Genomic DNA, 23,057 nt, shown 5'->3' with positions numbered 1-23,057 from the left:
ACCCGGCGGTCATCAGGTCCGGCGCGCTCACTACGGTATGACCATGGCGTTCGACGTCGCTGCTGTTCGCGGGCTTTTCCCCGCGCTGGGCGACGGCTGGGTGCACCTGGACGCCCCGGCGGGCATGCAGGTTCCCGAGCAGGTCGCGACCGCGGTCTCCACCGCGTTGCGCGCGCCCGTCTCCGGGCCTGGCGGGATCTTCCCCGCCTCGCAGCGCGCCGAGGCCATCGTGGACGCAGCTCGTCGCGCACTGGCCGATCTCGTGGGTGCCGACCCCGCAGGGGTGGTGCTCGGGCCGAACTCCGCCGTGCTGCTGCAACGGCTCGCCGACGGGCTCGGCGACGGCTGGATGATCGGCGACGACGTCGTCGTGTCCCGGCTCGACCACCCGTCCAACGTGATGTGCTGGCAGCGCGCCGCGCAGCGCTCCGGCTGCCAGGTGCGCTGGGCCGAGGTGGACATCGAGACCTGCGAGCTGCCCGCGTGGCAGTACCGGGACCTGATCAACGAGCGCACCAAGGTCGTCGCCGTCACCGCCGCGTCCGGCGCGGTGGGCACCCGGCCGGACGTGCACCAGATCGCCGAGATCGCCGCCGAGCACGACGCGCTCGTGGTCGTCGACGCCTCCGCCGCCGCACCGTTCCTGCCGCTGGACATCACGGCGATGGGCGCCGACGTGCTCGCGCTCAACGCCTCCGCGTGGGGCGGGCCGCCGGTGGGCGCGCTGGTGTTCCGGGATCCGGCGATGATCGACCAGTTGCCGTCGGCAGCGCTGGAACCCGGCTGGCGCGGACCGGACCGCCTGGAACTCGGCCCGCACGCCTACCCGCTGCTGGCGGGGCTGGTGTCGTCCATCGACTACCTGGCGGGCCTGGACGACGCGGCGGTCGGACCGCGGCGGGAGCGGCTGCTCACCTCGCTGAGCTCGGCGAAGGCCTACCAAGCCGGGCTGCTGGCGAACCTCACCGGCGGACTGCGCAGGCTGCGGCACGTGATGGTCATCGGCGACGCGATGCGCCGGGTGCCGTCGATGGCGTTCACCGTCAACGGCGTGAAAGCCGTCGACGCCATCGAGCACCTCGCCGACCAGGGCGTGTGCGCGTTCGCCGACCCCGGCACGCACGGCGTGTTCGCGGTGCTCGGCGTCGGTGAGGTGGGCGGTGCCGTCCGCGTCGGCCTCACCCACTACACCAACACCTACGAGGTCGATCAACTCCTGCGGGCGGTCGCCGCGCTCGACTGATCCGCGACGGCCCCGCCCCGGTCAGGAGCGGGTGAGCAGGATCTTGCCGTGGACGCCGCCCGCTTCCAGCAGGGAGTGCGCGCGGGACGCCTCCGGCATGGGGATGCGGCTGTGCACGATCGGGCGGACCCGCCCGGCGGCGACGTGCGGCCACAGCTCCTTCCGCACGTCGGCGACGATGGCGGCCTTGCCCGTCGGCCCGTCCAGCGGACGTCCGCGCAGTCCCAGCACCGAGATCCGCAGCCGCTTCACCAGCATCCGCCCCAGGTCCAGCTCGGCTTTGCGACCGCCCTGCATGCCGATCACCGCGAGGTGGCCGTCCGGCGCCAGCGCCGAGAGGTTCCGGTCCAGGTAGGACGCGCCCATGTTGTCCAGGACCACGTCGGCCCCGCCTAGCCCCTTGACCACCTCGACGAAGTCCTCGTCGCGGTAGCCGATCACCGGGTCGGCGCCGAGCTCCCGGCAGAATTCGCGGCTCTCGGCCGCACCCGCGGTCGCGGCGACCCGAGCGCCCAGCGCCCGCCCGATCTGGATGGCGCTGGTGCCGATGCCGCCGGAGCCGCCGTGCACCAGCAGCAACTTCCCGGCGGTGAGCCCGCCTTCCATGACCACGTTCGACCACACCGTGCACGACACCTCGGCCAATCCCGCGGCGTCGACCAGGTCCACGCCGTCGGGCACCGGCAGCAGCTGGGCTGCGGGCACCACGACCCGCTCCGCGTACCCGCCACCGGCGAGCAGCGCGCACACCTCGTCGCCGACCCGCCAGTCCGCGACGCCCTCGCCCAGCTCGGCGACGGTGCCGGAACATTCGAGGCCGAGGATCTCGCTGGCGCCCTTCGGCGGCGGGTAGTTGCCCTGCCGCTGGGACAGGTCGGCCCGGTTCACGCCGGCCGCCGCGACGTCCACGAGCACTTCACCGGGACCGGGCCGCGGATCGGCCTGCTCGGTCCACTCCAGCACTTCCGGGTCACCCGGCTCACGGATCGCGATGGCGTACATGGTGACGACCGTAGTCCCTGCCGCCGATCCGGCAATACCGGGAAAAACCGTTCCGCTGTAACCATTATTCGGACAATCTTGACTTCCCCGGTGAGAGCTGTCGAAGCTGTCCACCACACACTCACCCTTGGGGAGCAGAACAGAATGACTGCTGTGAGATCAGGCCGCCGCTTCGCGGCCGTGTTCACCACCTTCGCCGCGGCTCTGCTCGTCGCCGCCCCCGCTTCCGCCGCGCCGGCCGACCTGGGGGCTCAGGTCGAGGTCGACGCCGTGCACCGGCACCTCGTCGCCCTGCAGCGCATCGCCGACAGCAACGACGGCAACCGCGCGTCCGGCCGCGAGGGGTACGAGGCCAGCGTGGACTACGTGGCGGCCAAGCTGCGCGGCGCCGGATTCGACGTCACCACCCCGGAATTCGACTACCAGGCCTACTTCCTCGACTCGTTCGCGCTGGCGGTGGCCGGTGCGCCGGTCGCCGGGGACGCGCTGGAGTACTCGCCCGCGACCCCGCAGGGCGGCTTGACCGCGCCGCTGTCGGTGGCCGCGGTCGACGACACCCCCGGCTGCGAGGCGGCCGACTTCCCCGCCGACGTCGCCGGATCGGTGGCGCTCGTGCAACGCGGATCCTGCACCTTCGCGGAGAAGCAGCAGATCGCCGCTGACCTCGGTGCCGTGGGCACGATCATCTACAACAACGTCGAAGGCCCGGTCAACGGCACCCTCGGCGACCCCGCCGACGCGCGGATCCCGAGCGCGGGCGTGGACCTGGCCACCGGGCAGCGGCTCGCCGAGCAGGCGGGCGCGGAAGTCCACCTGGACGTGCAGTCCCGGCTGCAGGACATCACCACCCGCAACGTCATCGCCCAGACCCGCACCGGGCGCACCGACAACGTGGTGACCGCCGGGGCGCACCTGGACAGCGTCGCCGAAGGCGCGGGCATCAACGACAACGGCAGCGGCACCGCGGGCCTGCTGGAGACCGCGCTCGCCCTCGGCGGCGCTCCGGACACGCCGAACGCGGTGCGCTTCGCGTTCTGGGGCGCGGAGGAATCCGGCCTCGTCGGGTCCACGAAGTACGTGCAGAGCCTCAGCTTCGAGCAGCAGCTCGACATCGCGCTGTACCTGAACTTCGACATGATCGGCTCGCCGAACGCCGGGTACTTCGCCTACGACGGGGACGACTCCGACGGTGTCGGCGCCGGCCCCGGCCCGCACGGCTCGGGCGCCATCGAACGCGACCTGGGAGCTGCGCTGCTGGCGCAGGGCGTGGAGGTCGAGGGCACCGACTTCGACGGGCGCTCGGACTACGGCGAGTTCATCGCCAACGGCATTCCCGCGGGCGGCCTGTTCACCGGCGGGGACGGCACCAAGACCGAGGCGCAGGCCGCGAAGTGGGGCGGCACGGCCGGGCAGAACTTCGACCCGAACTACCACACCCCGCAGGACAACCTGTCCAATGTGGACAAGGTGGCGCTGGAGCGGAACGCGAAGGCGCTGGCCACCACGATCGGCCAGTACGCGCAGAGCACCGAAGGCGTCAACGGCGCGCAGGCCCGCGCCGCCCGCGCCGGGTTCCGCACCGAGCAGGCGCCCCTGCCGGCCCTCGGCGACCACGACCGCATCTGAGCGGGACCGCACCGATCTGATCGAAGTGAACGGACCGTTCGTCCCATCCCGTTGGGCGAACGGTCCGTTCGCATCCCCGGATCGTCGTTCACCTGCGCGTCGCCGAGACCTGTGAGAGTGGCGCCGACACCGGGAGGACACCGTGAATCGACGCTTCACCGCGCTCGCCGCCATCGGCGCCGTCGTTGCGAGCACCGCGCTCACCACCCCCGCGACCGCCGCCGGAGGGGAGCCGACGGTCCGCTTCGCCACGTTCAACGCCTCGCTGAACCGGCCCGCCGCGGGCGAACTGCTCGCCGATCTGTCCACACCGGACGACCCGCAGGCCGCGAAGGTCGCCGAGGTCGTGCAGCGAGCCCGGCCGGACGTGCTGCTGCTCAACGAGTTCGACCACGTCGAAGGCGGCGCGGCCGTGGACGCGTTCCGGGACAACTACCTCGCCGTCGGCCACCACGGCGCCCGGCCGATCGACTACCCGCACAGCTACACGGCTCCCGTGAACACCGGCGTCCCCTCCGGCATGGACCTGGACCACGACGGCACCGTCGGCGGCCCCGGCGACGCCCACGGTTTCGGCGAATTCCCCGGCCAGTACGGCATGGTCGTGCTCTCGAAGCACCCCATCGACGAGGACGCGGTGCGCACCTTCCAGCGGTTCCGCTGGGCCGACATGCCCGGCGCGCTGCTGCCCGACGACCCCGCCACGCTCGAACCGGCCGACTGGTACTCGCCGGAGGAGCTGCGCGAGGTGCGGCTGTCGTCGAAGTCGCACTGGGACGTCCCCGTCGAAGTCGACGGCCGCAGGATCCACCTGCTCGCCGCCCACCCCACTCCCCCGAACTTCGACGGCACCGAGGACCGCAACGGCCTGCGCAACAACGACGAGATCCGCTTCTGGTCCGACTACGTGCACCCGGCACGCGGCGGCTACCTCTACGACGACGAGGGCCGCCGAGGCGGACTGGCCCCCGGAGCGCGGTTCGTCATCGCGGGCGACCACAACTCCGACCCCGCCGACGGCGACAGCGTCCCCGGCGCCGCGAACCGCCTGCTCAACGCGCACCGGGTGCGCGACCCGGAACCCGCCAGCGCGGGCGCGGTCCAGGCTGCGCACGACCAAGGCGGCGCCAACACCGGGCACCGCGGCCCCGCCCGGCTGGACACCGCCGACTTCAACGACGACGCCCCCGGCAACCTGCGCGTGGACTACGTGCTGCCGTCCTGGCCGTTGCGCACCACCGGAAGTGGCGTCTTCTGGCCAACCCCGCAAGACGCGACGGCACACCTCAACGACGCCTCCGACCACCACCTCGCCTGGGTCGACCTGCGGGTGTGACGGGAGGCGCGGCCCCGCCGGACGGCTCCCGCCCCGGCACGAACCCGACTAACCTGACGACGTGATCGATGGGAGCGAACGACAGGTCCGCTGGCTCGACGACGAGGAGATGGCGGCGTGGCGCTCCTACATCGAGGGCAGCGCCCTGCTGGAACACCGCCTCAACCGGGAACTGCAAGCGGCCCACGACCTCTCCATCGCCGACTACGAGATCCTGGTCCGGCTGTCCGAGCAGCCTGACCGGCAACTCCGGATGAGCGAACTCGCCAAGGACGTGGCGCACTCGAAAAGCCGCATCTCGCACCAGATCCGCAGGTTGGAGAACGCCGAACTGGTGCGCCGCAACGACTGCCCCGACGACGGCCGCGGCGTCCTGGCCGTGCTCACCGACCGCGGCGAGGAAGTCCTGCGCGCCGCCGCCCCCTCCCACGTCGCCGGCGTCCGCGAGCACCTGATCGACCTGCTGGAACCCGCGGAGAAGCAGGTCCTGGCCGCCGTGTTCGAACGAGTCAGGACCCGCCTGCGCGACCACGCCGAGCCCTGACCCGCCCCCTCCCCGATGCCCCGGCACCTGCCCAGAGCGCTAGGCTCCCGCCTTGGAAGCGTGGCAGAGCGGCCGAATGCACTCGCCTTGAAAGCGAGCGTCCCGAGAGGGACCGGGGGTTCGAATCCCCCCGCTTCCGCAACGGTGACCAGCAACGACAGAGCCCGGCAGGGATGACTCCCGCCGGGCTTTGTTGCGTCCGGTTGCAGTTCCGGTTGCAGTTGCGTCCTGTCAGCCGTCCTGTGGCGGCTCAGCCTCCTTCTCGGTGGAGCCTTCCGCGGTCTCCGACGGGTTCCACAGCAGTCCCCCAACCCGGTCGGCCACGTCTCGCCGAATGGTGGCGGTGATGTGCTGGTACCGGGCCGCCATCGCGGTATTGGACCAGCCCATGACTCCCATGACTGTCCGCTCGGGGACTCCGAGCAGCAGGAGAACCGTCGCGGCGGTGTGCCGGGCATCGTGCAGCCGCCGTTCCGACACTCCGGCTCGTTCGAGGAGCCGCCTCCACTCGGAGTGATCCGTACGCGGGTGCAGCGGCTCCCCCGTCGGCGCGGTGAAGACGTAGTCGCTGCTGTGCCACAGCTCGGCCGCTACCTCTCGTTCCCGCGTCTGCTGCTCGTGGTGCTGTTTGAGCAGGTGAACCAGTTCATCCGGTAGTCCCATCCCCCGCTTACCGGCGCGGGACTTCGTCGCGGCGGTCTCCTCTCGAAGTGCGATGCGCTGCGGGCAGTGCCCGCCGTGCTTGTGCCCACAGCCACCGTTGCACCCGTGCCGCCACTTCGGCCGCAGCCGACTGCGCCGGACCAGGAGCGTGCCCGCATCGAGATCCATATCCGACCACTGAAGGCCGAGCACTTCCCCTTGCCGCAGGCCGAGCGCTAGCGCAATCGCCCACCGCGCACTGTTCCGCTGCTCTTGCGCCGTTTCGAGGAGGCTCTTCACCTCTGCGACCGAGTAGGGCTCGACTTCCGTCTCATCCACCTTCGGAGCACGTGCGAGAGTCGCCGGATTTTCCACGATGTGCTTCCGGCGCATTGCCTCATTCAGTGCCGCTCGGACCGTTCGGTGTACCTGGTGGGCGTTTCCCGCAGAGGAACCCGATTTGGTCATCTTCCGGTAGAGCCGTTCCAAGTGTTCCGGTTCGAGCTTGTCGAGACGGTGCGCTCCCAACCCTGGGATCAGGTGGACGCGCACAGCATTCGAGTACGCGTCCCAGGCATTCTCTGTGATCGCGGGCGGAGCAACGATGTTGTCCAGCCAGTGCGAAAGCCACTGCTCAATGGTCCACGTCTGCCCAGCCTTGCGGACTTTCCCGTCCTCTCGCTGCTGTTCCAGCTTGCTGACTTTCTCGGTCACCACAGGCTTGGTCTTGCCTCGGACGTGACGACGGTCAGGATTCCCGTTGTCCTTCGTGCCGACGGTCACCCAGCCATGCCATACCCCATCGCTGCCCTTGTAGATGCTCGATCGGCCGTTGGCATTCCTGCTCTTCTTCGCCACGGGTTCCCTTTCAGGCTGCGTTCTGCTGGGGCTGCTGGACAAGGCGCGCGGCATAGGCGTTGATCGCTTCCTTCGGGATGCGGCGGAGTCGGCCGATGCGGACTGATTCGAGTTCGCCGGACCGCACCAGGGCGTAGGCGGTCGTGCGGCCGACGCCGAGTTGTTCGGCGGCCTCTTCGACGGTCAGCAGCACGCGGGATGGCATCACGCGCACGGTCCGATCGGGCTGGGGCGCGGGTTGCTCTTGCTCGGCGAGCAGCGCGGCGAGCTTGGCCAGGGTGGCGGCGATGTCGGTAGCGCGGTCGGTCATGCGGCGCCCCTTTCCGTGGTGGAGGGGGTAGCCGTCCCAGCCGTCCCAGGCGTCGCGATGCTGGTCAGGCTGGGACGGTTTGGTTCGGTGGGACGCTTTGATCCGTCCCGGGGGTGCAAGGCGTCCCGCGTTGAGCTGGGCGGCGACGCTTGGGACGGCTGGGACGGCTCACCCCCGGCGGGCGGGCAGTAGCGGGTCCAGGCGTCGAGGAAGTCCGCACGGCGGTAGCCCTTGGACTGGGAGCCGTCGGGGAAGCGGACGTTTCCCGAGCGGATGTCGAACTCCCCGAGCAGCCGGGCGAGCTTGGCCTGAGTGAGCCCTTGGGAGCCGTAGTCGCGCCAGGGTGCTTCGGGGTCGGCGTTGAGCTGACGGATGAGTTCACCGCTGGCGATCTCGTACTGATCACCGAACGCGGTCCGGCAGTCGATCAGCAGGCGGGTGCGCAGCGTTCCTTCGTTGTCGCCCTGGGACTCGGCGATCAGCGTCAGAGCGGCTTCCCTGGCCCGGTCGGGCCAGTCACCGCCCGCGTGATCGGCAACAGCGATCAACGGTTCCCAGGTATCGGCCGCGCGGTCCTCGATCGGCATCGGGGGTTCGGCGCGTTCGAGCTGGGCCAGGTCGGCGCGCAGCCATTCACCGACCCGCCCCGCGAGTTCCACGAGCGCGGGCCGGTCGCGCCGGTGCCGGTAGGGCGCGACCTTCTCGCCAGGTGCTCGGCGGCGCATCCGGATGATGACGGCCCGGTCTTCAATGGTGTCGGGCATGGTGCCGATCCCGGCGAGCGCGGCCATCGCGAACGTGGCAATCGACTCCACGCGGTTGGTGGCGGCGTCATAGCGCTTGGCCGGGCGGTTGCGCTGATGCCCGGCGTTGAGCAGACCCCGAAGATCTTCGTTGCCGTCGGCGTTCGGGCCGAAGATCGTGTCGGCCTCGTCGACGAGCATCGTGGGCGGGTCCTCAGTGATCGACCGGTACACGGCCGCCGGGCTGGCATTGACGGTCAGAAACGGGTCATGGCAGGTCGCCTCCACGACGTCGAGCAAGCGGGACTTGCCGCAGCGCTTCTCGGGTGCACGGATGACCAGGCGCGGGGCGTGTGCCCAAGCAAGCTGGGCATGGCTGGCAGCGGTCCAGAGGACAACGGCGTCCAGGGCGTGCGGGCTGGGCAGGATCACGTAGCGAGTCAGAGCCGCGTGCAGCTCGTCGAGCAGTGCGGCGCCGGTGCGGGCGGGTTCAGGCGTCATCGGGGTACCTCCGGGAAGCGGTGGAGTGGTCATGCGGTGTGGCCGAAGCCGTGCAGCGAGTCCGGGCCGTCGTGGCTGCCGCGCTGCCAGCCACGGGCGGCGTTGCGACGAGCAGTGGCTTCCTCGATCGGTTTGCCGGTGCGCTGGCGGCGGCGGATCGCCGCGTCCACCAGGGCGCTGATCGCGTCGTGTTCGGACCACGGGGCCGTGTCGTGGGCGGCGAGGTTCGCCAGACGGCGGGCGGAGGCGTAGACGAGGCGCCAGCGCTCCCCGTCGCGGGTTTCGACCTTGTGCAGCTCGGCGTCCCAGACCTGCCGCCAATAGCCGGGCGCGTGGTCACCGACAGGACCGGCCGGGAGGTTGGGAGCCGTGGTCGTCACGGCGGAGCGTGGTGCGACTCGGTGGGCCAGCCAGGCGGGCAGCTCGGCGATGTCGATCCGGTCGGAGGTGCGTTCGTAGGTGCCGGTGCAGTCCTCCGGCGGTGCGGTGATCCGGCAGGCCGGAGCCACCACGTAGCCGCCCTGGGCGCGGACGTCGATTTGGTGACCGACTCGGCCGGTGGCGTCGCTGGTCGCGTCGAGATCTGCCGGAGCACGGAAGTACAGGTGCCGCCCACCGCTCGGTGTCGAGACCTCCAACGTCTCCGGCACGTGCACACCCTCAGCCGTGGTGATGGTGTGCAGTGCTTCCAACCCGTCCGCGACGAGGTTGGGCACGTCGTGTGCGGCGGGTGCGGCTGGCTTGTTCTTGCGGTCCAGGTCGAGCACCACGAGCCCGGATGCACCGGTGCTGATGCCGACGTTGGCGCGCGGGGTGTAGGTCCACCACCGGCGAATCACGGCCGGGTCGGTGCTGGCCGAGAGGTAGCCGTGGCAGGGCCGAGCGGTCTTCAGGCAGTGGCATTCCGCGGGAGTGCACTTGTCGGCTTTGCAGGGCAGACAGTTTCCGAACGGGCGCTTGCTGTCCGGCCGCAGCGGAAAGACGTGCAGCCCGTGGTGTGCGAGCCAGATGGCGAGTTCGAGGTAGCTGGTCACGATGAGTTCCTCCTTCAGGCGGCGTGGTCGGGCTGCGGCGGCAGGTCGCGGACTCGGCGCGGTCGCCCGGCCAGCGACACGGCCGACCGGCGGGTGTGCTTGGCGGCGTACATCCGCCGGTCAGCGGCGCCGAGCAGATCGCTGAGGGAAGCGCCGGCATCGGCCACGGCGAGCCCGACGCTGCCCAGCACGGTCAGGCGGTAGCCCCCGACTTCCAGCGGCTCGGCGAGTACCTGGGCGATCTCGTCGGCCCGGCGCTGCGCGGCGGCACGGCTGGCGACGCGGCCCAGGTGGAGAGCGAATTCGTCGCCGTGCAGCCGCACGGCTCGTTCACCGGGCGCGGTGTGCTCGGCCAGACGGGCGGCGACGGCGGTCAGGACGTCGTTGCCGAAATGGTGGCCGTGGGTGTCGTTGATGGCCTTGAAGTGGTCCAGGTCGATCAGCAGCGCCCCGACGAGCCCGCACCGGCGGAAGCGCCGTGAGTGGCGTCGGAGTGCGGCGCGGTTGCCGATGCCGGTGAGTTCGTCGGTGTGCAGTCGGCGGTCCAGGAAGGCCACGGCGGCGGTGGCGGCCGTGGCCCATCCGGCGGTCATCAGGGGCAAGGTGAGTTCTGCGAACATGAGCGGTGCGCTCCTTCGGGAGTGAAGTGGTCCCGCCCGTCGACCTCCGGCCAGAGACAGCCGGGCGGGACCGCGGTTTCCTCAGCGGTTGCGACGGTTCGTGCGGTGCAGGCGCCGGTAGGCGTTCCAGGCCTTCAGCCCGGCACGGGGCTGTAGCCCGGTGCTGCGGCAGGCGGGGCAGAGTCGGATGGCGCGGATGAACGGGGAGCGGAACTTGCCCTCGCCGTTGCAGGTCCGGCACGCCTTGAACGGCCAGAGCACACAGCTCGCGACGTAACCGAGCGTGATGATGAGCAGGGCGGCGATGAGGATGGCGCTCGCGGAGTTTGCGGGGGTCACAGGTGGCCTCCAGGCGGTTTCGGGCATAGGTCGGCCCGCACGCCTCTAGGAACTAGGGCGCTGGTGGAAAAAGGGATGGGTGTCTAGCGGGGCCTCTAGACCTAGAGGCGGCACCGTCTAGGGCTAGAGACCTGCCGGGGGCTATCCGGCATCGCGATGGCTGTTACGTTCCGTGACTTCTTCGGCGATGTCGGCGCGTGTGATGCCGATGCGGCTGGCGCCCTTGCCTTCGTCGGTGGTGCCCCAGACCTGGGCGGTGCGGATGCCGTGGCGCTTGAGTGCGGCGGTGAGGTCGGCGGCTTCCCGATAGGTGCCGTAGGTGTCGGGTCGCAGTTCGTAGAGGCGTGCGATGACGCGTTCGTTCCAGACCTTCTTCTCCGTCTCCGGCACCACGGTGAGGACGTCTTCCAAGAGCGTGTCTCGGCGGGAGTCCTGTTCGGACTGGAGCTGCTCGCCGATGGCGTGGCCTGTCAGGGTTCCGGCCTGCTCGCGCAGGTGTCGGGCGTAGCTGACGACCTTCTCGGCGGCCGGGCCGTCGAGCCCAGCGACCGTGCGCACGATCTGCGCCTCGCTGCCTTCACCCACCAGGTAGCCGATGCCCTTGTCTTCCCATGCGAACGTCGTGGCCCGGACGCCTTGCTTGTACTTGGAGGTGCCCAAGACCATGTCGTTTTCGGTCTGTCCCTGGACTTTCAGGCAGAACCGGGTCGAGACGTTCGCGCTGATCCCGGTCGGCAGGGACTTCGCGTCGGGGCGTTGGGTGGCGAGCATCAAGATGATCCCCAGCGCCGGACCCCGCTTCACGAGGTCGGTGCAGATCGCTTCAAGTTCCTCGCCGAAGTCGGGGTGCTCGAACCACACCTGGCACTCATCGACCCCGATCACGATGGGGTGCAGCCGCAGGCTCTTATTGCTGGCCAGATCGGGGGTGACCTTGTTCTCCGGCGCCTTTCCGTTCTTCGCCAGGTCGCGGATCAGCTTCGCCCGGCGCCGCAGTTCGTCGCGCAGTGCTCGCAGGTCGGTCACGGCCTGGTCGATTTCCTCCGGCTCGTCGCCGACCCCGTGGACGTGGGTGACGGATTCGAGGGGGTCGAGGTCGCCGGTGCCTTTGAGGTCGTAGGTGTGCAGCTCCGCCCGTGGATCGAGGGCGGCGATGAGCAGCAGCTCGCGCAGCGCGAACGTCTTGCCCATACGGGGAATCGCCCCGATGACCACCGAGGTGAACATCAACCGCAGATCGACCCACCGGCCACGCTGATCGGTCCCGAACGGCTGGGACTGGAACAGGTCCACGTTGTTGCCCTTGCGCAGCGCCCACGCGGGCTGGGTGGCCTTGCGCATGTCCTGATCGCCGACCCAGAGCACGAGGCGTCCGGCGTGCTCGGCGTTGTCGGCCTCCGGCCACACGCACCCCAGCGGTCGGCGCAGGCCGGAGGCGAGCTTGGCGCGACGCTCCATGATGTCGCCCGGTGTCACCCCCGGCGGAAGGTCGATATCCGCCCGCCAGCCCTTCCCGTCCCGGGCGATCGGCCGGGGGAACCCGACTCCGGTTCCGCCCTTGCCCAATGCCTGGTTGATCAGGGAGATACCCAGGGATGCCAGTGCGGTTTCGACGGCGCCGGAGGTGAGCTTGGGGACCTTGGTGGACTCCACCGCCCGCGACGCGATCGGCTTGTCAGAAGGCGCTCCCAACCAGCCCAGGCCAGCGAGCGCGAGCACGGCCGCAGTCCACTGCACCGCAGCGGGAAGCACGGCGTGTCCGAGCAGGACCGCAGCCAGCGCGGCCACGCCGAGCCCAGTAGCGATGATCGCGCGAGCCCTGACCCGTCCGTCCCGCTGCTGGGACAGCTTCAGGTACTCGGCGGCGTCCTCCCGCCGTGCCGACGCGAGCCGCACCGGGAGACCTTCGGCGTCGCCGATCCACCGCAACAGGCCACCGACCAGCCGCAGTGTGCCTCCCGGAATCCGCATGACGACCCGAGCGACGTAGACCGGGCACCGCACCGCATGGAACCCGGCTGAGTGCCCGACATAGCCCAGCGCCCACCGAGCGGTAGCCCGGAACTCCTCGGCATCCTTGGCCCACGCCGGGAGGATTGGGAGCCGCTTCTCAGCCCGGACCAGCGCCGAACCGAGCTCGGGCTTCGTCGGCTGGTCCACCTGCGGCGGCTCGACGATCTCCCCGTCGATCACCTCCGCCTCAGCCTCGGCCGACTCCGGCGCGGGCTGATCGGTGGTGGGTGTGGTGACTCGTTCGGAGGGCAGGTGCAGGACTCGGGCGCTCTGCTGCTCGTCCTGGTCCTGGTGTTCCTCGTGGTTGGTCATGGGGTCACCTCCGGGTGGTCGGTGTGCAGCAGGTGAGTCAGAGCCGCGCCCATGCCGAGCACGGCAACGGGCAGGCAAGCGACCAAGGTGGTGATCCACCACGGGGCGGCGGTCATGCCTGCGGCGGTCATCAGGTGGTAAGCGACCTGCCCGAGCGCTCCGAGCCCGAGGGAGCCCAGCGCGGAGACCTGGGCGAACCGGCGGGCTCGGCGGGGAACCTGGCCGGACAGCCACACCCGCAGTGCGTAGGCGGCGTAGGTCTCGACTCCGATGGGGAGCGTGATCGCGGTGTTGAGTTCTAGGCCGTCCCAGATGCCCGGAAGGGGGTGCACGATCCCGAACCCGGTGAGCCCGCCGAGCCCGACCCACCCGGACCAGATCGCTACGAACGCGGGCAGCGCCAGCAGCAGCACCGGCCAGCGCGGGACCGGCTTGCCGACGGTCGGCGGCTCCGGGTTCACGATCTTGCTGACCTGCTCGGACTCGACCGGACTCGGCTGCTCATGAGCGGTCGGTTCCTCCGGCTCACCCCGCTCGGCCGGGGCGGGATCGGCGGGTTCCGGCTCTGGACTCTCCGCTTCGTCGTGGCCCTCGTCGGGCGGCTCTGTTGCCTGCTCGTCGGGGGCCGTCGAGTCCGGTTCGGAGACCAGGTGCAGCCGAACCGGGTTCGTCTCCTCCAAGTCCTGGGCGGGCTCGGTGAGCAGGTCCAGGACCGTGTTGGCCTTCTTCGCGCCGATCTTCAGTTCCGACATGAGCCGGTTCCGCGACGGCAGTTCGCCGAGGTCCGCCGCGAGCTGCCGAGCCTGCGGCAGGAGATCTTCGATCGGAGTCGGGTAAGCGCTCTTCGCGGTGGTCACCGGGCCACCTCCGGCAGCAGCCGGGGCGCGGGGATGCGGTCGCCGAGGTACTCGACGGCGAGCATCACGCCCTTCAGCAGCACGATCACGGCGAACGCTCCGAGGGCGGTGGTGCGCACCAGCCCGGAAGCCAGCGACAGCGCTACCAGCAGCACGGCGGGCAGCACGGCCCACCGCAACGCCTGGAACGTCACCCGCACGGGCGGGGCCACGATCCGGAACAGGCGCACTAGCATCGGATTCCTCCTGGTTAATCAGGGATTGGTTGGGAGCCCCGGCCCAGCACGGTTCTTGGCGGGATTGGCTGGGCCGGGGGCACCCCTAGCGGGAGTGGTGGTGGAGCGCGTCGCGGACGATCAGGTCGTGGTCGAACGCCAGGCGACGGGACAGCGCGACGTCGACGGGCATCCAGCGGGCGTCTCGCGCGTCGTCTCCGGCGGTGGCGGGCGGCATCGTCGGCAGCAGCGCGGTGAAGGCCACGGAGATCACTCGGCCGCGCCGGTCGCGGTCGGGCTCGTCGTAGACGCCGACTTGCTCCAGGTGCCCGGTGGTCAGGCCGGTCTCTTCGGTCAGTTCGCGACGGGCAGCGGTGAGGAACCGCTCCCCGGTGTCGACATAGCCACCCGGAAGCGCCCAATGCCCCGCGAACGGCGCCCAACCCCGGCGGATGAGCAGCACGTGGCGGACTCCGCCGGACTCGGCGAACAGGACGATGTCGGTGGTCAGGCTGGCGTTGGTGATCTCAGACAAGACAATGCCCTTTCAGACGGTGGTGCGGGTTCAGTCGAAGGTGATGCCGCCGGTGATGACCCCGGCCTGGATGCCGACCACGCCACCGCGGTTGACGTTCACGACGGTGCCGCCCGGCTCGGTGATCGCCGGGTCCTCGGAGTGCTTGCCCTCGGCGAGGTCGTCGGCGGTGTAGCTCCGGCCGCCGATGTGGACGGTGACGTGCTTGGACATGGCTCCTCCTGGTGGTGTGGTGGTCAGAGAACGGCGGTGAGCAGGGCGGCGACGGCCAGCCACAGCCAGTGCCAGGACTGATCGAGCACGTAGGCGCCGGTGCCCAGGCTCGGGTTGTCGTCGCGTCCGGTGCGAGGTGCGCCGAAGCGGTAGAACTCGCCGTTTCCGACCCGGTCCGCCAGTGCGGCGAGGGTGTGGCGGCGGTCGGCCCAGTAGTGGGTGATCGCGCTGACTACCTGGCCGACGACGAACCCGGCCGGGCTGATCGGCAGGCCGAGCACCGCCCACAGCAGCGCGACGGTTCCGGCGGTCGCGGCGGTGTAGGACAGCACGTGCTTGGCGCAGCTGAACCGCCCGAGCCAGTCCGGGCGACCTTTGTTCGCCGCCTGGTGCGAGGTCTGCAACCAGTGATCAGCGACGTGATGCGCCACCAACAGCGCAGGCAGAACCGCAGCGAAGATCAGCGCAGGCTCCAGGTGACCGATCATCACGCGGCCTCCCCGTCCAGCTCGGCCGCCGGAACCTCGGCGGAGACCAGCCGGAGCACCGTGTTCCCGGCCCGCCGTTGGTAGCGGCGCAGACGAACCCGTTCGCCGGAACCCATCTCCGACCAGACGTACGGCGTGACGACGGGTTCCGGGGAACCCAGCTCCTCGGCGACGACCGCATCCCAGTGGTCCCGCACGTGCAGGCGGTCCCATTCCTCCAACGGCGCTTCGCAGTCGGCGAGCCCTTCCGGCAGGGCGTCGAAGTCCAGGTAGTGCATCTCAACTCCTTGGTAATGTCGCAAGACATCTCGGATGTTTGAAGACATTAGGTAAGACGAGGGGTCGTGTCAACCCCATGTCTCAAGACGTTTCGAGTAGGGTGATCGCGTGGCTGACAACGCTCCTGACGAGGACAAACGCCCTGCCAGTCGTCGCGTGGCCGACGCGCTCATGACCCGGATCGAGTCCGGCGACCTGCGACCAGGTGCGGCGCTGCCGACCTACCGGGCGCTCGCCGATGAGTTCGGCGTGGCCGTGAACACGGCGATGGCGGCGGCGCGGCTACTGCGCGATCGGGGCGCGGTCACGATCCGCCCGAACGCCGGGGCGCAGGTCCGCGACCACTCGGAAGACGTCGACCTCGCCGCCGAGCTGAAGAAGGTTCGGGCCGAGATCGGGGACCTCCGGGCCGAGGTCCGGCAGTTCGACGCCATGTTGGGAGACCTCGAATCACGGGTCGCGACGCTCGCCGAGCACGCGGACAAAGAGCGCAGCATCAGCTGACCTCGCCGAAGAAGGTCATCAGGGACTCGCCAACGTGACCGGCTCCCGCCATCGCCGTCGTCACCAAGTCGGCTGCCGCTACCGGGCTCTTGATGACCAGAGCCAGAAACGCCACTAGGGCGAGTGCGAACACGAATTTCGGCAAGGCGCCGCCGCTGGACTTCATTCCCGGAATCGTCTGCTTCGCCATGAGTTCGCTCCTTCTCGCCAGTTCCGCAAGGGCCGTTGTCGCTTGCACATCTAGATTGCGCCCTAAAGCGACGGAGCAGAACTGCCCTACCGCCCCCTCCGCGCTGAACTTTCGCTGAACCGGCACCCCTGAACTTTCACTGCACTTCGGTACGGCGCGGGTTCAGTGCCAGGCTGTGAAGTGCGATGCTGGCGCGCATGGAGCTGAACGGCGCACCCGCGACCCTCGACCAGATCAAGGCGCTGGCCTTGACGAACTACGGGCACTTCACCTCGATGCTGGTCGAGGAAAACCGGGTCCGCGGACTGTCGCTCCACCTGGAACGCCTGGTCAGGGACTGCCGGCACCTGTTCAACGTCGAGCTGGACACCGACCGCGTGCGCGAGTTCATCCGCAAGGCGTTGGCCGGCGCCGAGCAGCCGACCACGGCCCGCGTGACGATCTACGACCCGACGTTGGAAATGGGAGCCATCGGCGCTACCGCCAAACCACACGTGCTCGTCACCACCCGCCCGGCGTCAACCGAGCAGCCCGCACCTTGGCGAGTGCAAGCCGTCTCATACCGCCGTGAAGACCCGGCGATCAAACACGTCGGCCTATTCGGCGCAATGAAGCACCGGCGCGCGGCACAGCGCGACGGATTCGACGATGTTCTGTTCCTGAACCCGGACGGAACCATTTCGGAAATCGCCACCTCGAACATCGGTTTCGTTCGCGGGGATCAGATCGTGTGGCCGCGCTCGGAATGGCTCGCTGGCGTGACGATGGGCCTGCTGCGCCAAGGGCTCGATGAAGCCGTCACAGAGGAGCCGTTGACCCTTTCGGACTTGCCCGCGTTCGATGCCGCGTTCGCGACGAACGCCGCGTCCGGGGTCCGCGCGATCGTCGCCGTGGACGGCACCGAGTGGCCCGACGATCACCCCAAGCTCGGCGAGCTGCGCGAGCTGTACGCCGAGATCCCCGGCGAAGAGATCTAGCTCTTGCGCTCGCGGGTTAGGCTCCCCACCAGCAACATCGGGTTCAGGGGAGTGCAGCTCAAGTGGCGACGGTTCACCAGTGGTCAGGCGTTGAGGTCCGAGCGCTTCGCGACGCGAAGCGGATGAGCATCCGAGAGTTCGCCGCCCACCTGGGCATCAGCGAACGCATGATCTCGAAGTGGGAAGCGGGCGGGGAGAACATCCGCCCACGGCCGGTGAACCAAGCCGCGCTCGACACCTGCCTGAACCGCAGCGACGCCGACACCCAAGCCCGTTTCGCGCATCTGACCGGTGATGCGCTCGTGTCCGGCGCCGGTGACGACTCAGGGCCTGCTCCGATTGGGAGCAGCAAGGTTCGCCACCCGGCGGACGGCAGCGAGATGGTGGAAGTCGAGGGGAGCGTCTTCCTCTCCGGCCGCAGCAACGATCCCGTGTGGCTGGCCGGGTACTTCCTCGACGTGCATCCGGTGAGCAACGCCGACTACGCCCGTTTCGTCGCCGCGACCAGACACCCCGCGCCGAAGCACTGGCCGGACGGCGAGATGCCGGCGGAACTGGCCACGCATCCGGTGGTGTTCGTGACCTGGACCGACGCGGCGGCCTACGCCTCGTGGGCGGGCAAGGCGCTCCCAACCGCGCAACAGTGGGAGAAGGCCGCCCGAGGCACGCGCGGCAACGTCTACCCGTGGGGCGACCAGCCCACCCCGGCGAAGTGCAACGTCCGGGAGAACGGCATCGGCGCCACCACCCCGGTCGGCCGCTACCAGAGCGGCGTGAGCCCGTACGGAGTCTATGACCTGTGCGGCAACGTCTGGGAATGGTGCGTAACCGGGTCAACTCCTGGCCGCCGTGAGCTCAAGGGCGGTGCGTGGACGAGCCCGTTCGAGCGCTGCGCACCACCGTCGTTCAACGATGCCGCCGAGTCGATGTGCGACGACGACACCGGCTTCCGCTGCGCAGTGTCTGCCGAAGATATGCGGAAGCTCCTCGGAAGCTAGCCCGAGGCAACGGCCTTGCCGCCTCTCGCTGAGACCAAGGGGTTCAGGGCGCCCGTTTCGAGTCCTCTACGGCGATCTCAACGCCTTCTGAGGACGTCTCTAACACCACTCGGTGCTGACAGGTGCTGAGTGGCGCGCTTGTGAGGGGTTCGCCTGGCGCAGGCGCACCCAGAAGCTCGGCGAGAGCTGCCAGCGTCGAGGCCAACCGGACCCGCTGATCGTCTGTGACCTGACCGCCGGGAAGCGCGAACGCAACTTCGTCCAATTCCCACTGCGCAGTGCGGAGCACGACAGCCAACCGTGATTTGTCGCTCATGGACACACAGTAGACGACTATGTACGTCTCTAGACATCCTTGGTCGTAGAGGTTCATCCGTACAGGTCAACGGGTATCCAGACTGATGTCATGACTTGGCAGGACCGTTCCGGCCGCATCGACCACGACGGGCCGGTGACGGTGTGGCAGCAGGTTGCCGACGACATCACCGCCGACATCGAGTCGGGCGAGCTGCCGTCGAACTCCCGCCTGCCCAGCGAAGCCGAGCTCACCGAGCTGTACGGCGTCGCCCGAGGGACAGTGCGCCGAGCATTGGCAGCGCTGGCCGACGGCGGAACAGTGACCGTGGTGCACGGACGAGGCACCTTCGTAGCAGCACGTTAGGCGCAACTAAGCCGCAGCAGCGGACACGCCGCAGCCATACGTTCACCACGTGACCAAGCGGCTGCTGTCCCCCGGCGAGCTGGCGAAGGGGGCTAGGGTCTGCCGCCGCTCCATCAGCCGTTACGCCGACGAAGAGCTGATCTCCGTCGCGCTCGTCGCGCATCGCGGCCGACACAAGTTCGACCTCGACGTCGTCCGCGAAGAGCCACGAAAACTGCCCAGAACCGTCGGCGAACTAGTTTTGCCGTGCGCATCCTGACTCAGGCCAGCCGATAAAATGCTGTTATTCTGGCGTGCTGCGTTTTGGTCGCCCTGGGAACCAACCTGCGGGGAACCCAGGGCGCTCTACCAGAACCGATCGCTAGAGCCTACCTACCCCGCCGCAAGTGTTGCAGTCGTTGTTGTTGCCGCTCCCCTCGCAGTTCGGGCACTCGTCTCCTGGCTTCAAACCGACCACGTTGCTCATGTGAATCAGCTTCGCCAAATTAAGTTGATCAAGGGAGTAGCAGGATTTATCCACAGCTTTATCCACAGGCCCCCAGGTCGCGCCGAGTAGGCGCTCATGGCAATCTGAGGCGATGCATTCGAGACTCACGATGCGCGGTCGCATCACCGAATCGGGAGCGCTCCGCACACGCGTGTGCGGTTACGCGGATTGGGAAAACTGGGAGTTCGAGGTGGAGCTGTGGTGGCACGAGGGCAACCTCTGGGGACGGATCGATTCGACACCCCCAACAAATACAGAGGAAGCGATTAAGTATCCGCCGGAAAAGGTATGCGATCGGATCGTCCAGCTTGTTGCAAGCTCCTACGGATGGGGAGACCTTGATCCCCTCGTGGCGATCACAGCAGCAGGATTGCCAAACCCGAGATACAGCAGGGATGAGGACATTCGAGCTGGAGCCACTGCAGCTATCTACCGAGCAGAGCAGGAACGCAACGCGATCTACCGGGAACTAGGGAACGCTTTCAATGACCAACGAAAGCACGACCAGGCAGCTCCCCGTCACGCGATCAGCAAAGCTTTTGGCCTAAAATTCCAGAAGTCGCCAGAAACAGAACTACCAGACGAAACAAAACCAGGAGGGTCGGCAGATAAATACCTTAGCCACGCACGAAGACTTAACATCCCAGGGAGCACTGATACCTATCTTCCTCCCGCAACCAAAAATCCCCCCTCCTCTCTTTCATCCTCAGATGGCAACATTCACGAACCGCGCAAGATTACCCTTTTCTGCTGGAGAAAACCGGAAGATCCAGGAACGGAATCCGACTACCCTGCCGTTGCATCAGACATGACAGTTGAGGCACATTGGACTGACCTGAAAGCAGATTACGAAGACCGAGAGGAATTGCCTTCCGTCGAATCATTAAAAGAGGTCCCTTTTGCGCCACTCGAGACGACGAATCGAATCCGGCCAATTTTTCGACGATTCAAAAAGCAGTATCCGCAGGTGACAGTTACTGCCAAGATCACAAACTCTTGTACTCCACCAAGTGGCTACCCGGCTTGCTGAAGCGCTGGCGGACTCGCTCGACGGTATGTCAACCAGCCGACGGCGAGGCTGCCCACTCAGCCCGCAGCGCTGCGAGCGCGCCGACTTGGATCTCACGGTGGTTGCAGTTGTGGTTGCATTCGCAGACGTTCAACAGCGTTCGGCCGAGTCCGAGAACCAGTCCATTCCAGGAACAACCACATCCGCGGACACTGCCGAACATGCCTGCTCAGAGCTTGAAAGCGAGCGTCCCGAGAGGGACCGGGGGTTCGAATCCCCCCGCTTCCGCTCCTGTGACCAGCACGAACAGAGCCGGCGAGGATCAATCTCGCCGGGCTCTGTTGCTCCTAGTCTCAGTTTTAGTCTCAGTTGCCCCTTGCCGGAACGTTCCGGGGCGTTCTTCCCCAGTGCAGGAGCACAGCGCCAGCAGCGGGCTTGTCCGGGAGTACCTGTCGTGGGTGATCTGCTGCCGCGGGACGCGGCGTATCGGTGGTACCGGACCTGGACGGCCGCGGGCGTGTTCGACCGCATCCACACCGCATTACGGGACCAGGCCCGCGCCCAAGACGGGCGTGACCCGTGCCCATCAGCGGCGGTACTGGACGCGCAGTCGATCAGAACCAGTGAAGGCGGTCTCGAACGCGGCTATGGGCAAGAAAACCACCGGCCGTAACGGCGAGCGTGATGTGCCGGTGCCAGGAGGTCCAGTGCCTGACCTGCTTGGTCGATTCCAGACATCAGCGCGGGTCCTTGCGCATGCACCATGTGTGGGGGCCGCCGTCGGGGAGGGTGACAGCGGCCGTGACCCGGAAGCCGAGCCGCTCGTAGAACCGCACGTTCCTCTCGCTGGAGGTCTCCAGGAACGCCGGATACCCGGCGTTCCCTGCCTCCTCGATGCCGGGAACCAGCACCGCGCTGCCAAGGCCCTTCCCCTGCGCTTCGGGAGAGACGGCCACCGTGTTGAGGAACCACGCCGGCTCCTGCGGCCGGTATGGAGCAACAGCCTGCTCTGCGGATTCGTAGGCGGCCTGCCGGTCGCCGGTCAGCTCGCCGAGCACCGGGCCGACCTCGGCGAAAGCGGGCGAGGGATCCTCGTCGGGAGTGGCCCACACGGCGACAGCGCGCCCTTCGTCGGCGACCCACACGCGGCCGTACACCATGCCGATACGGGTGAGACAGATTTCCTGGAAGCGCCGGACCCGTTCCTCATGGCCTTCTGCGGCGATCACGTGCCGGGTGAAGGGGTAATCGGCGAAGGCTCGAGCAAGTGTGTCGACCGTGGTGGAGATGTCGGCGTCGGTGATGGGACGTACGACGGGGACGTTTTCATGGTCTGCCATGTTCACCGAATCACCTTTTCAGCAGGCGAACGTTTGAGCCGCCCGCCCTCGTTGTCAGCCTGAACACGCGGTCCGGGAGCCCACCCTGCCGCGCCGGCCGAAGGACTCGAACGGCTGCTGGATGACTCGGCCTAAGCGCCGGCACAACTAACCCCCGATCCTCAAGGCGTCGCCGCACGAACGGTCGTGGGGCCGTGCCGGCGGGTGGTTGCGAAGACCGCGGCCGTCGTGGCGATCGTGGGTACGGTGAGGAGCAGCAGCGCCGGTTCACCCGTGCCGCCGAGCAGATCGGTGTGCAGCACCAGTGCGAAGGTGAAGCTGACGGTGTTGTTCAGAGCGTGGAGGACCACAGCCGTCTCGAGCCCACCCGTGCGCCAGGTGATGAGCGCCGCGCCGATGCCGAGGGTCAGGTAGTTCAGGTTCAGCCACAGGTTGCCTTGGAAGTGGATCGCGCCGAACAACGCTGCCGAGACCACCACGCCGACGAGCAGCGCGGTGCGCGGGTTCCGGTTCCAGCTGCTCGCGACGCGCAGGACGAGACCGCGGAACCCGAACTCCTCCCCCGCTGCCTGCAGCGGGGTCAGCAGCAGGGTGACGGCGAGGAGACCGATCAGATCCGCGCTGTTGAACTGCGCGGGCTCGACCGGGGTCACGAGCGAGACGACGGCGATGCAGAGAACCGACAGCGGGCCGGCGAAGAGAAGCGCCCATCCGAACCGGTCGAACCGGAACCGGGAGACGACCGAGATCAGGGAGCGTCCCCGGACTCCGTAGAGCCAGCGCTGCACGAGCATGCTCCACGGGATGAGCAACGCGATCGAGGCCGCCCCAGCGGCCTGGAAGAGGACCGTGACGTCGTCACCGCCGAGCGTCGGGTTGACCCGCCCCATGGACAAGTCGACTTGGGCCGCCAGCCAAGTGATCACCGATCCGAACCCGAACAGCCCGACGACCACCAGCACGATCGCGGCGACGCCACGTCCCACCCGTCGCCGGTCGTGGACCAGGGCCCGGTGGTAGGGGACGCCACCCGCGCGGTCCGTGCCGGTCTCCGCGGGGTCGACCGCCCACGATGCAGCGGTGCTACCTGCCATGCTGTTCTCCACTCCTCGGTCGTCGGTGGCGCGTACGTGTTCGCCGCGACCAAGTGGACACGTTGACGTGACGTCACACTCAAGCCC

Annotated in this window: 27 protein-coding genes and 1 tRNA gene; 11 read left to right on the top strand and 17 right to left on the bottom strand. The window is 68.4% G+C overall.

Annotated features, from left to right (window positions below; all coding sequences use genetic code 11):
• The first annotated feature begins 43 nt into the window (after positions 1-43).
• The gene (locus tag OOZ19_RS19960; protein ID WP_266091645.1) at positions 44-1,243 is read left to right on the top strand and encodes a cysteine desulfurase-like protein; all 1,200 of its coding nucleotides are present in this window, start codon (positions 44-46) and stop codon (positions 1,241-1,243) included.
• Positions 1,244-1,264: 21 nt separating this feature from the next.
• Here OOZ19_RS19960 and OOZ19_RS19955 read toward each other — a convergent pair whose 3' ends face one another.
• A complete protein-coding gene (locus OOZ19_RS19955) occupies positions 1,265-2,245 on the bottom strand; it encodes an NAD(P)H-quinone oxidoreductase (RefSeq protein WP_266091644.1) in 981 nt (326 codons plus the stop codon).
• 144 nt (positions 2,246-2,389) lie between these two features.
• Between OOZ19_RS19955 and OOZ19_RS19950 the strand changes: the two genes are divergently transcribed.
• The 4 genes from OOZ19_RS19950 (at position 2,390) to OOZ19_RS19935 (ending at position 5,890) form a co-directional block, all read left to right on the top strand.
• Positions 2,390-3,871, top strand: a complete 1,482-nt coding sequence (locus OOZ19_RS19950; RefSeq protein WP_266091643.1) for a M28 family peptidase — start codon at positions 2,390-2,392, stop codon at positions 3,869-3,871.
• Between the two features lie 142 nt (positions 3,872-4,013).
• Positions 4,014-5,207 carry an endonuclease/exonuclease/phosphatase family protein gene (locus OOZ19_RS19945; protein WP_416309467.1) on the top strand — a complete coding sequence of 398 codons (1,194 nt, stop codon included), beginning with the start codon at positions 4,014-4,016 and terminating at the stop codon, positions 5,205-5,207.
• Positions 5,208-5,316: 109 nt separating this feature from the next.
• Positions 5,317-5,751: a MarR family winged helix-turn-helix transcriptional regulator gene (locus OOZ19_RS19940; RefSeq protein ID WP_416309472.1), complete on the top strand. Its 435-nt coding sequence runs from the start codon at positions 5,317-5,319 to the stop codon at positions 5,749-5,751.
• Between the two features lie 54 nt (positions 5,752-5,805).
• Positions 5,806-5,890 (top strand) — tRNA-Ser (locus OOZ19_RS19935).
• A 92-nt stretch (positions 5,891-5,982) separates the two neighbouring features.
• Here the strand turns inward: OOZ19_RS19935 and OOZ19_RS19930 are convergent.
• From OOZ19_RS19930 to OOZ19_RS19870, 13 genes are all read right to left on the bottom strand, one after another.
• Entirely contained in the window at positions 5,983-7,251 is a 1,269-nt protein-coding gene (locus OOZ19_RS19930) for a tyrosine-type recombinase/integrase (RefSeq protein ID WP_266091641.1), read from the bottom strand.
• Positions 7,252-7,261: 10 nt separating this feature from the next.
• Positions 7,262-7,561, bottom strand: coding sequence for a helix-turn-helix domain-containing protein (locus tag OOZ19_RS19925; protein WP_266091640.1), 300 nt, complete (start codon positions 7,559-7,561; stop codon positions 7,262-7,264).
• A complete protein-coding gene (locus tag OOZ19_RS19920) occupies positions 7,558-8,805 on the bottom strand; it encodes a DUF3631 domain-containing protein (RefSeq protein ID WP_266091639.1) in 1,248 nt (415 codons plus the stop codon). Before OOZ19_RS19920 ends, OOZ19_RS19925 begins: the two co-directional genes overlap by 4 nt.
• A gap of 29 nt (positions 8,806-8,834) precedes the next feature.
• Positions 8,835-9,839, bottom strand: coding sequence for a bifunctional DNA primase/polymerase (locus tag OOZ19_RS19915; protein ID WP_266091638.1), 1,005 nt, complete (start codon positions 9,837-9,839; stop codon positions 8,835-8,837).
• Positions 9,840-9,853: 14 nt separating this feature from the next.
• Positions 9,854-10,459, bottom strand: a complete 606-nt coding sequence (locus OOZ19_RS19910; protein ID WP_266091637.1) for a GGDEF domain-containing protein — start codon at positions 10,457-10,459, stop codon at positions 9,854-9,856.
• A gap of 81 nt (positions 10,460-10,540) precedes the next feature.
• Positions 10,541-10,798 carry a hypothetical protein gene (locus tag OOZ19_RS19905; protein WP_266091636.1) on the bottom strand — a complete coding sequence of 86 codons (258 nt, stop codon included), beginning with the start codon at positions 10,796-10,798 and terminating at the stop codon, positions 10,541-10,543.
• Positions 10,799-10,939: 141 nt separating this feature from the next.
• Entirely contained in the window at positions 10,940-13,123 is a 2,184-nt protein-coding gene (locus tag OOZ19_RS19900) for an FtsK/SpoIIIE domain-containing protein (RefSeq protein WP_266091635.1), read from the bottom strand.
• Positions 13,120-13,980, bottom strand: coding sequence for an ABC transporter permease (locus OOZ19_RS19895; RefSeq protein WP_266091634.1), 861 nt, complete (start codon positions 13,978-13,980; stop codon positions 13,120-13,122). Before OOZ19_RS19895 ends, OOZ19_RS19900 begins: the two co-directional genes overlap by 4 nt.
• The gene (locus tag OOZ19_RS19890; protein ID WP_266091633.1) at positions 13,977-14,216 is read right to left on the bottom strand and encodes a hypothetical protein; all 240 of its coding nucleotides are present in this window, start codon (positions 14,214-14,216) and stop codon (positions 13,977-13,979) included. Before OOZ19_RS19890 ends, OOZ19_RS19895 begins: the two co-directional genes overlap by 4 nt.
• A gap of 85 nt (positions 14,217-14,301) precedes the next feature.
• Positions 14,302-14,730: an NUDIX domain-containing protein gene (locus OOZ19_RS19885; protein ID WP_266091632.1), complete on the bottom strand. Its 429-nt coding sequence runs from the start codon at positions 14,728-14,730 to the stop codon at positions 14,302-14,304.
• 30 nt (positions 14,731-14,760) lie between these two features.
• Complete coding sequence (locus OOZ19_RS19880; RefSeq protein WP_266091631.1) at positions 14,761-14,943, bottom strand: hypothetical protein; 183 nt, start codon at positions 14,941-14,943, stop codon at positions 14,761-14,763.
• A gap of 23 nt (positions 14,944-14,966) precedes the next feature.
• Entirely contained in the window at positions 14,967-15,431 is a 465-nt protein-coding gene (locus OOZ19_RS19875) for a DUF3307 domain-containing protein (protein ID WP_266091630.1), read from the bottom strand.
• Positions 15,431-15,709, bottom strand: a complete 279-nt coding sequence (locus OOZ19_RS19870; protein WP_266091629.1) for a hypothetical protein — start codon at positions 15,707-15,709, stop codon at positions 15,431-15,433. The genes OOZ19_RS19875 and OOZ19_RS19870 overlap by 1 nt, the downstream gene beginning before the upstream one ends.
• Positions 15,710-15,818: 109 nt before the next feature.
• Between OOZ19_RS19870 and OOZ19_RS19865 the strand changes: the two genes are divergently transcribed.
• Positions 15,819-16,214, top strand: coding sequence for a GntR family transcriptional regulator (locus OOZ19_RS19865; RefSeq protein WP_266091628.1), 396 nt, complete (start codon positions 15,819-15,821; stop codon positions 16,212-16,214).
• Here the strand turns inward: OOZ19_RS19865 and OOZ19_RS19860 are convergent.
• Complete coding sequence (locus OOZ19_RS19860; RefSeq protein ID WP_266091627.1) at positions 16,207-16,404, bottom strand: hypothetical protein; 198 nt, start codon at positions 16,402-16,404, stop codon at positions 16,207-16,209. The two genes, OOZ19_RS19865 and OOZ19_RS19860, sit on opposite strands and share 8 nt — an antisense overlap.
• A 197-nt stretch (positions 16,405-16,601) precedes the next feature.
• Between OOZ19_RS19860 and OOZ19_RS19855 the strand changes: the two genes are divergently transcribed.
• The 5 genes from OOZ19_RS19855 (at position 16,602) to OOZ19_RS19835 (ending at position 20,557) form a co-directional block, all read left to right on the top strand.
• Positions 16,602-17,381 (top strand): aminotransferase class IV family protein, encoded by a 780-nt coding sequence (locus OOZ19_RS19855; RefSeq protein ID WP_266091626.1) that lies wholly within the window; start codon positions 16,602-16,604, stop codon positions 17,379-17,381.
• 62 nt (positions 17,382-17,443) lie between these two features.
• On the top strand, positions 17,444-18,379 hold the full coding sequence (locus OOZ19_RS19850) for an SUMF1/EgtB/PvdO family nonheme iron enzyme (protein ID WP_266091625.1): 936 nt from the start codon (positions 17,444-17,446) through the stop codon (positions 18,377-18,379).
• Between the two features lie 406 nt (positions 18,380-18,785).
• Positions 18,786-19,040 (top strand): GntR family transcriptional regulator, encoded by a 255-nt coding sequence (locus OOZ19_RS19845; protein ID WP_266091624.1) that lies wholly within the window; start codon positions 18,786-18,788, stop codon positions 19,038-19,040.
• A gap of 49 nt (positions 19,041-19,089) precedes the next feature.
• Positions 19,090-19,299 (top strand): hypothetical protein, encoded by a 210-nt coding sequence (locus tag OOZ19_RS19840; RefSeq protein WP_266091623.1) that lies wholly within the window; start codon positions 19,090-19,092, stop codon positions 19,297-19,299.
• A 337-nt stretch (positions 19,300-19,636) separates the two neighbouring features.
• Complete coding sequence (locus tag OOZ19_RS19835) at positions 19,637-20,557, top strand: hypothetical protein (protein ID WP_266091622.1); 921 nt, start codon at positions 19,637-19,639, stop codon at positions 20,555-20,557.
• A 716-nt stretch (positions 20,558-21,273) separates the two neighbouring features.
• On the opposite strand, the gene OOZ19_RS19830 is transcribed toward OOZ19_RS19835, so the two are convergent.
• Together OOZ19_RS19830 and OOZ19_RS19825 are read right to left on the bottom strand one after the other, a co-directional pair.
• The gene (locus tag OOZ19_RS19830; RefSeq protein ID WP_266091708.1) at positions 21,274-21,876 is read right to left on the bottom strand and encodes a GNAT family N-acetyltransferase; all 603 of its coding nucleotides are present in this window, start codon (positions 21,874-21,876) and stop codon (positions 21,274-21,276) included.
• A 161-nt stretch (positions 21,877-22,037) separates the two neighbouring features.
• Positions 22,038-22,970, bottom strand: a complete 933-nt coding sequence (locus OOZ19_RS19825; protein WP_266091621.1) for a CPBP family intramembrane glutamic endopeptidase — start codon at positions 22,968-22,970, stop codon at positions 22,038-22,040.
• Positions 22,971-23,057 lie beyond the last annotated feature (87 nt).

The sequence above is a fragment of the Saccharopolyspora sp. NFXS83 genome, from assembly GCF_026241095.1.
Classification (GTDB): Bacteria; Actinomycetota; Actinomycetes; order Mycobacteriales; family Pseudonocardiaceae; genus Saccharopolyspora_C.
The sequence above is the reverse complement of the archived record's forward strand: the minus strand, read 5'-3'. Positions and strand labels throughout refer to the sequence as shown.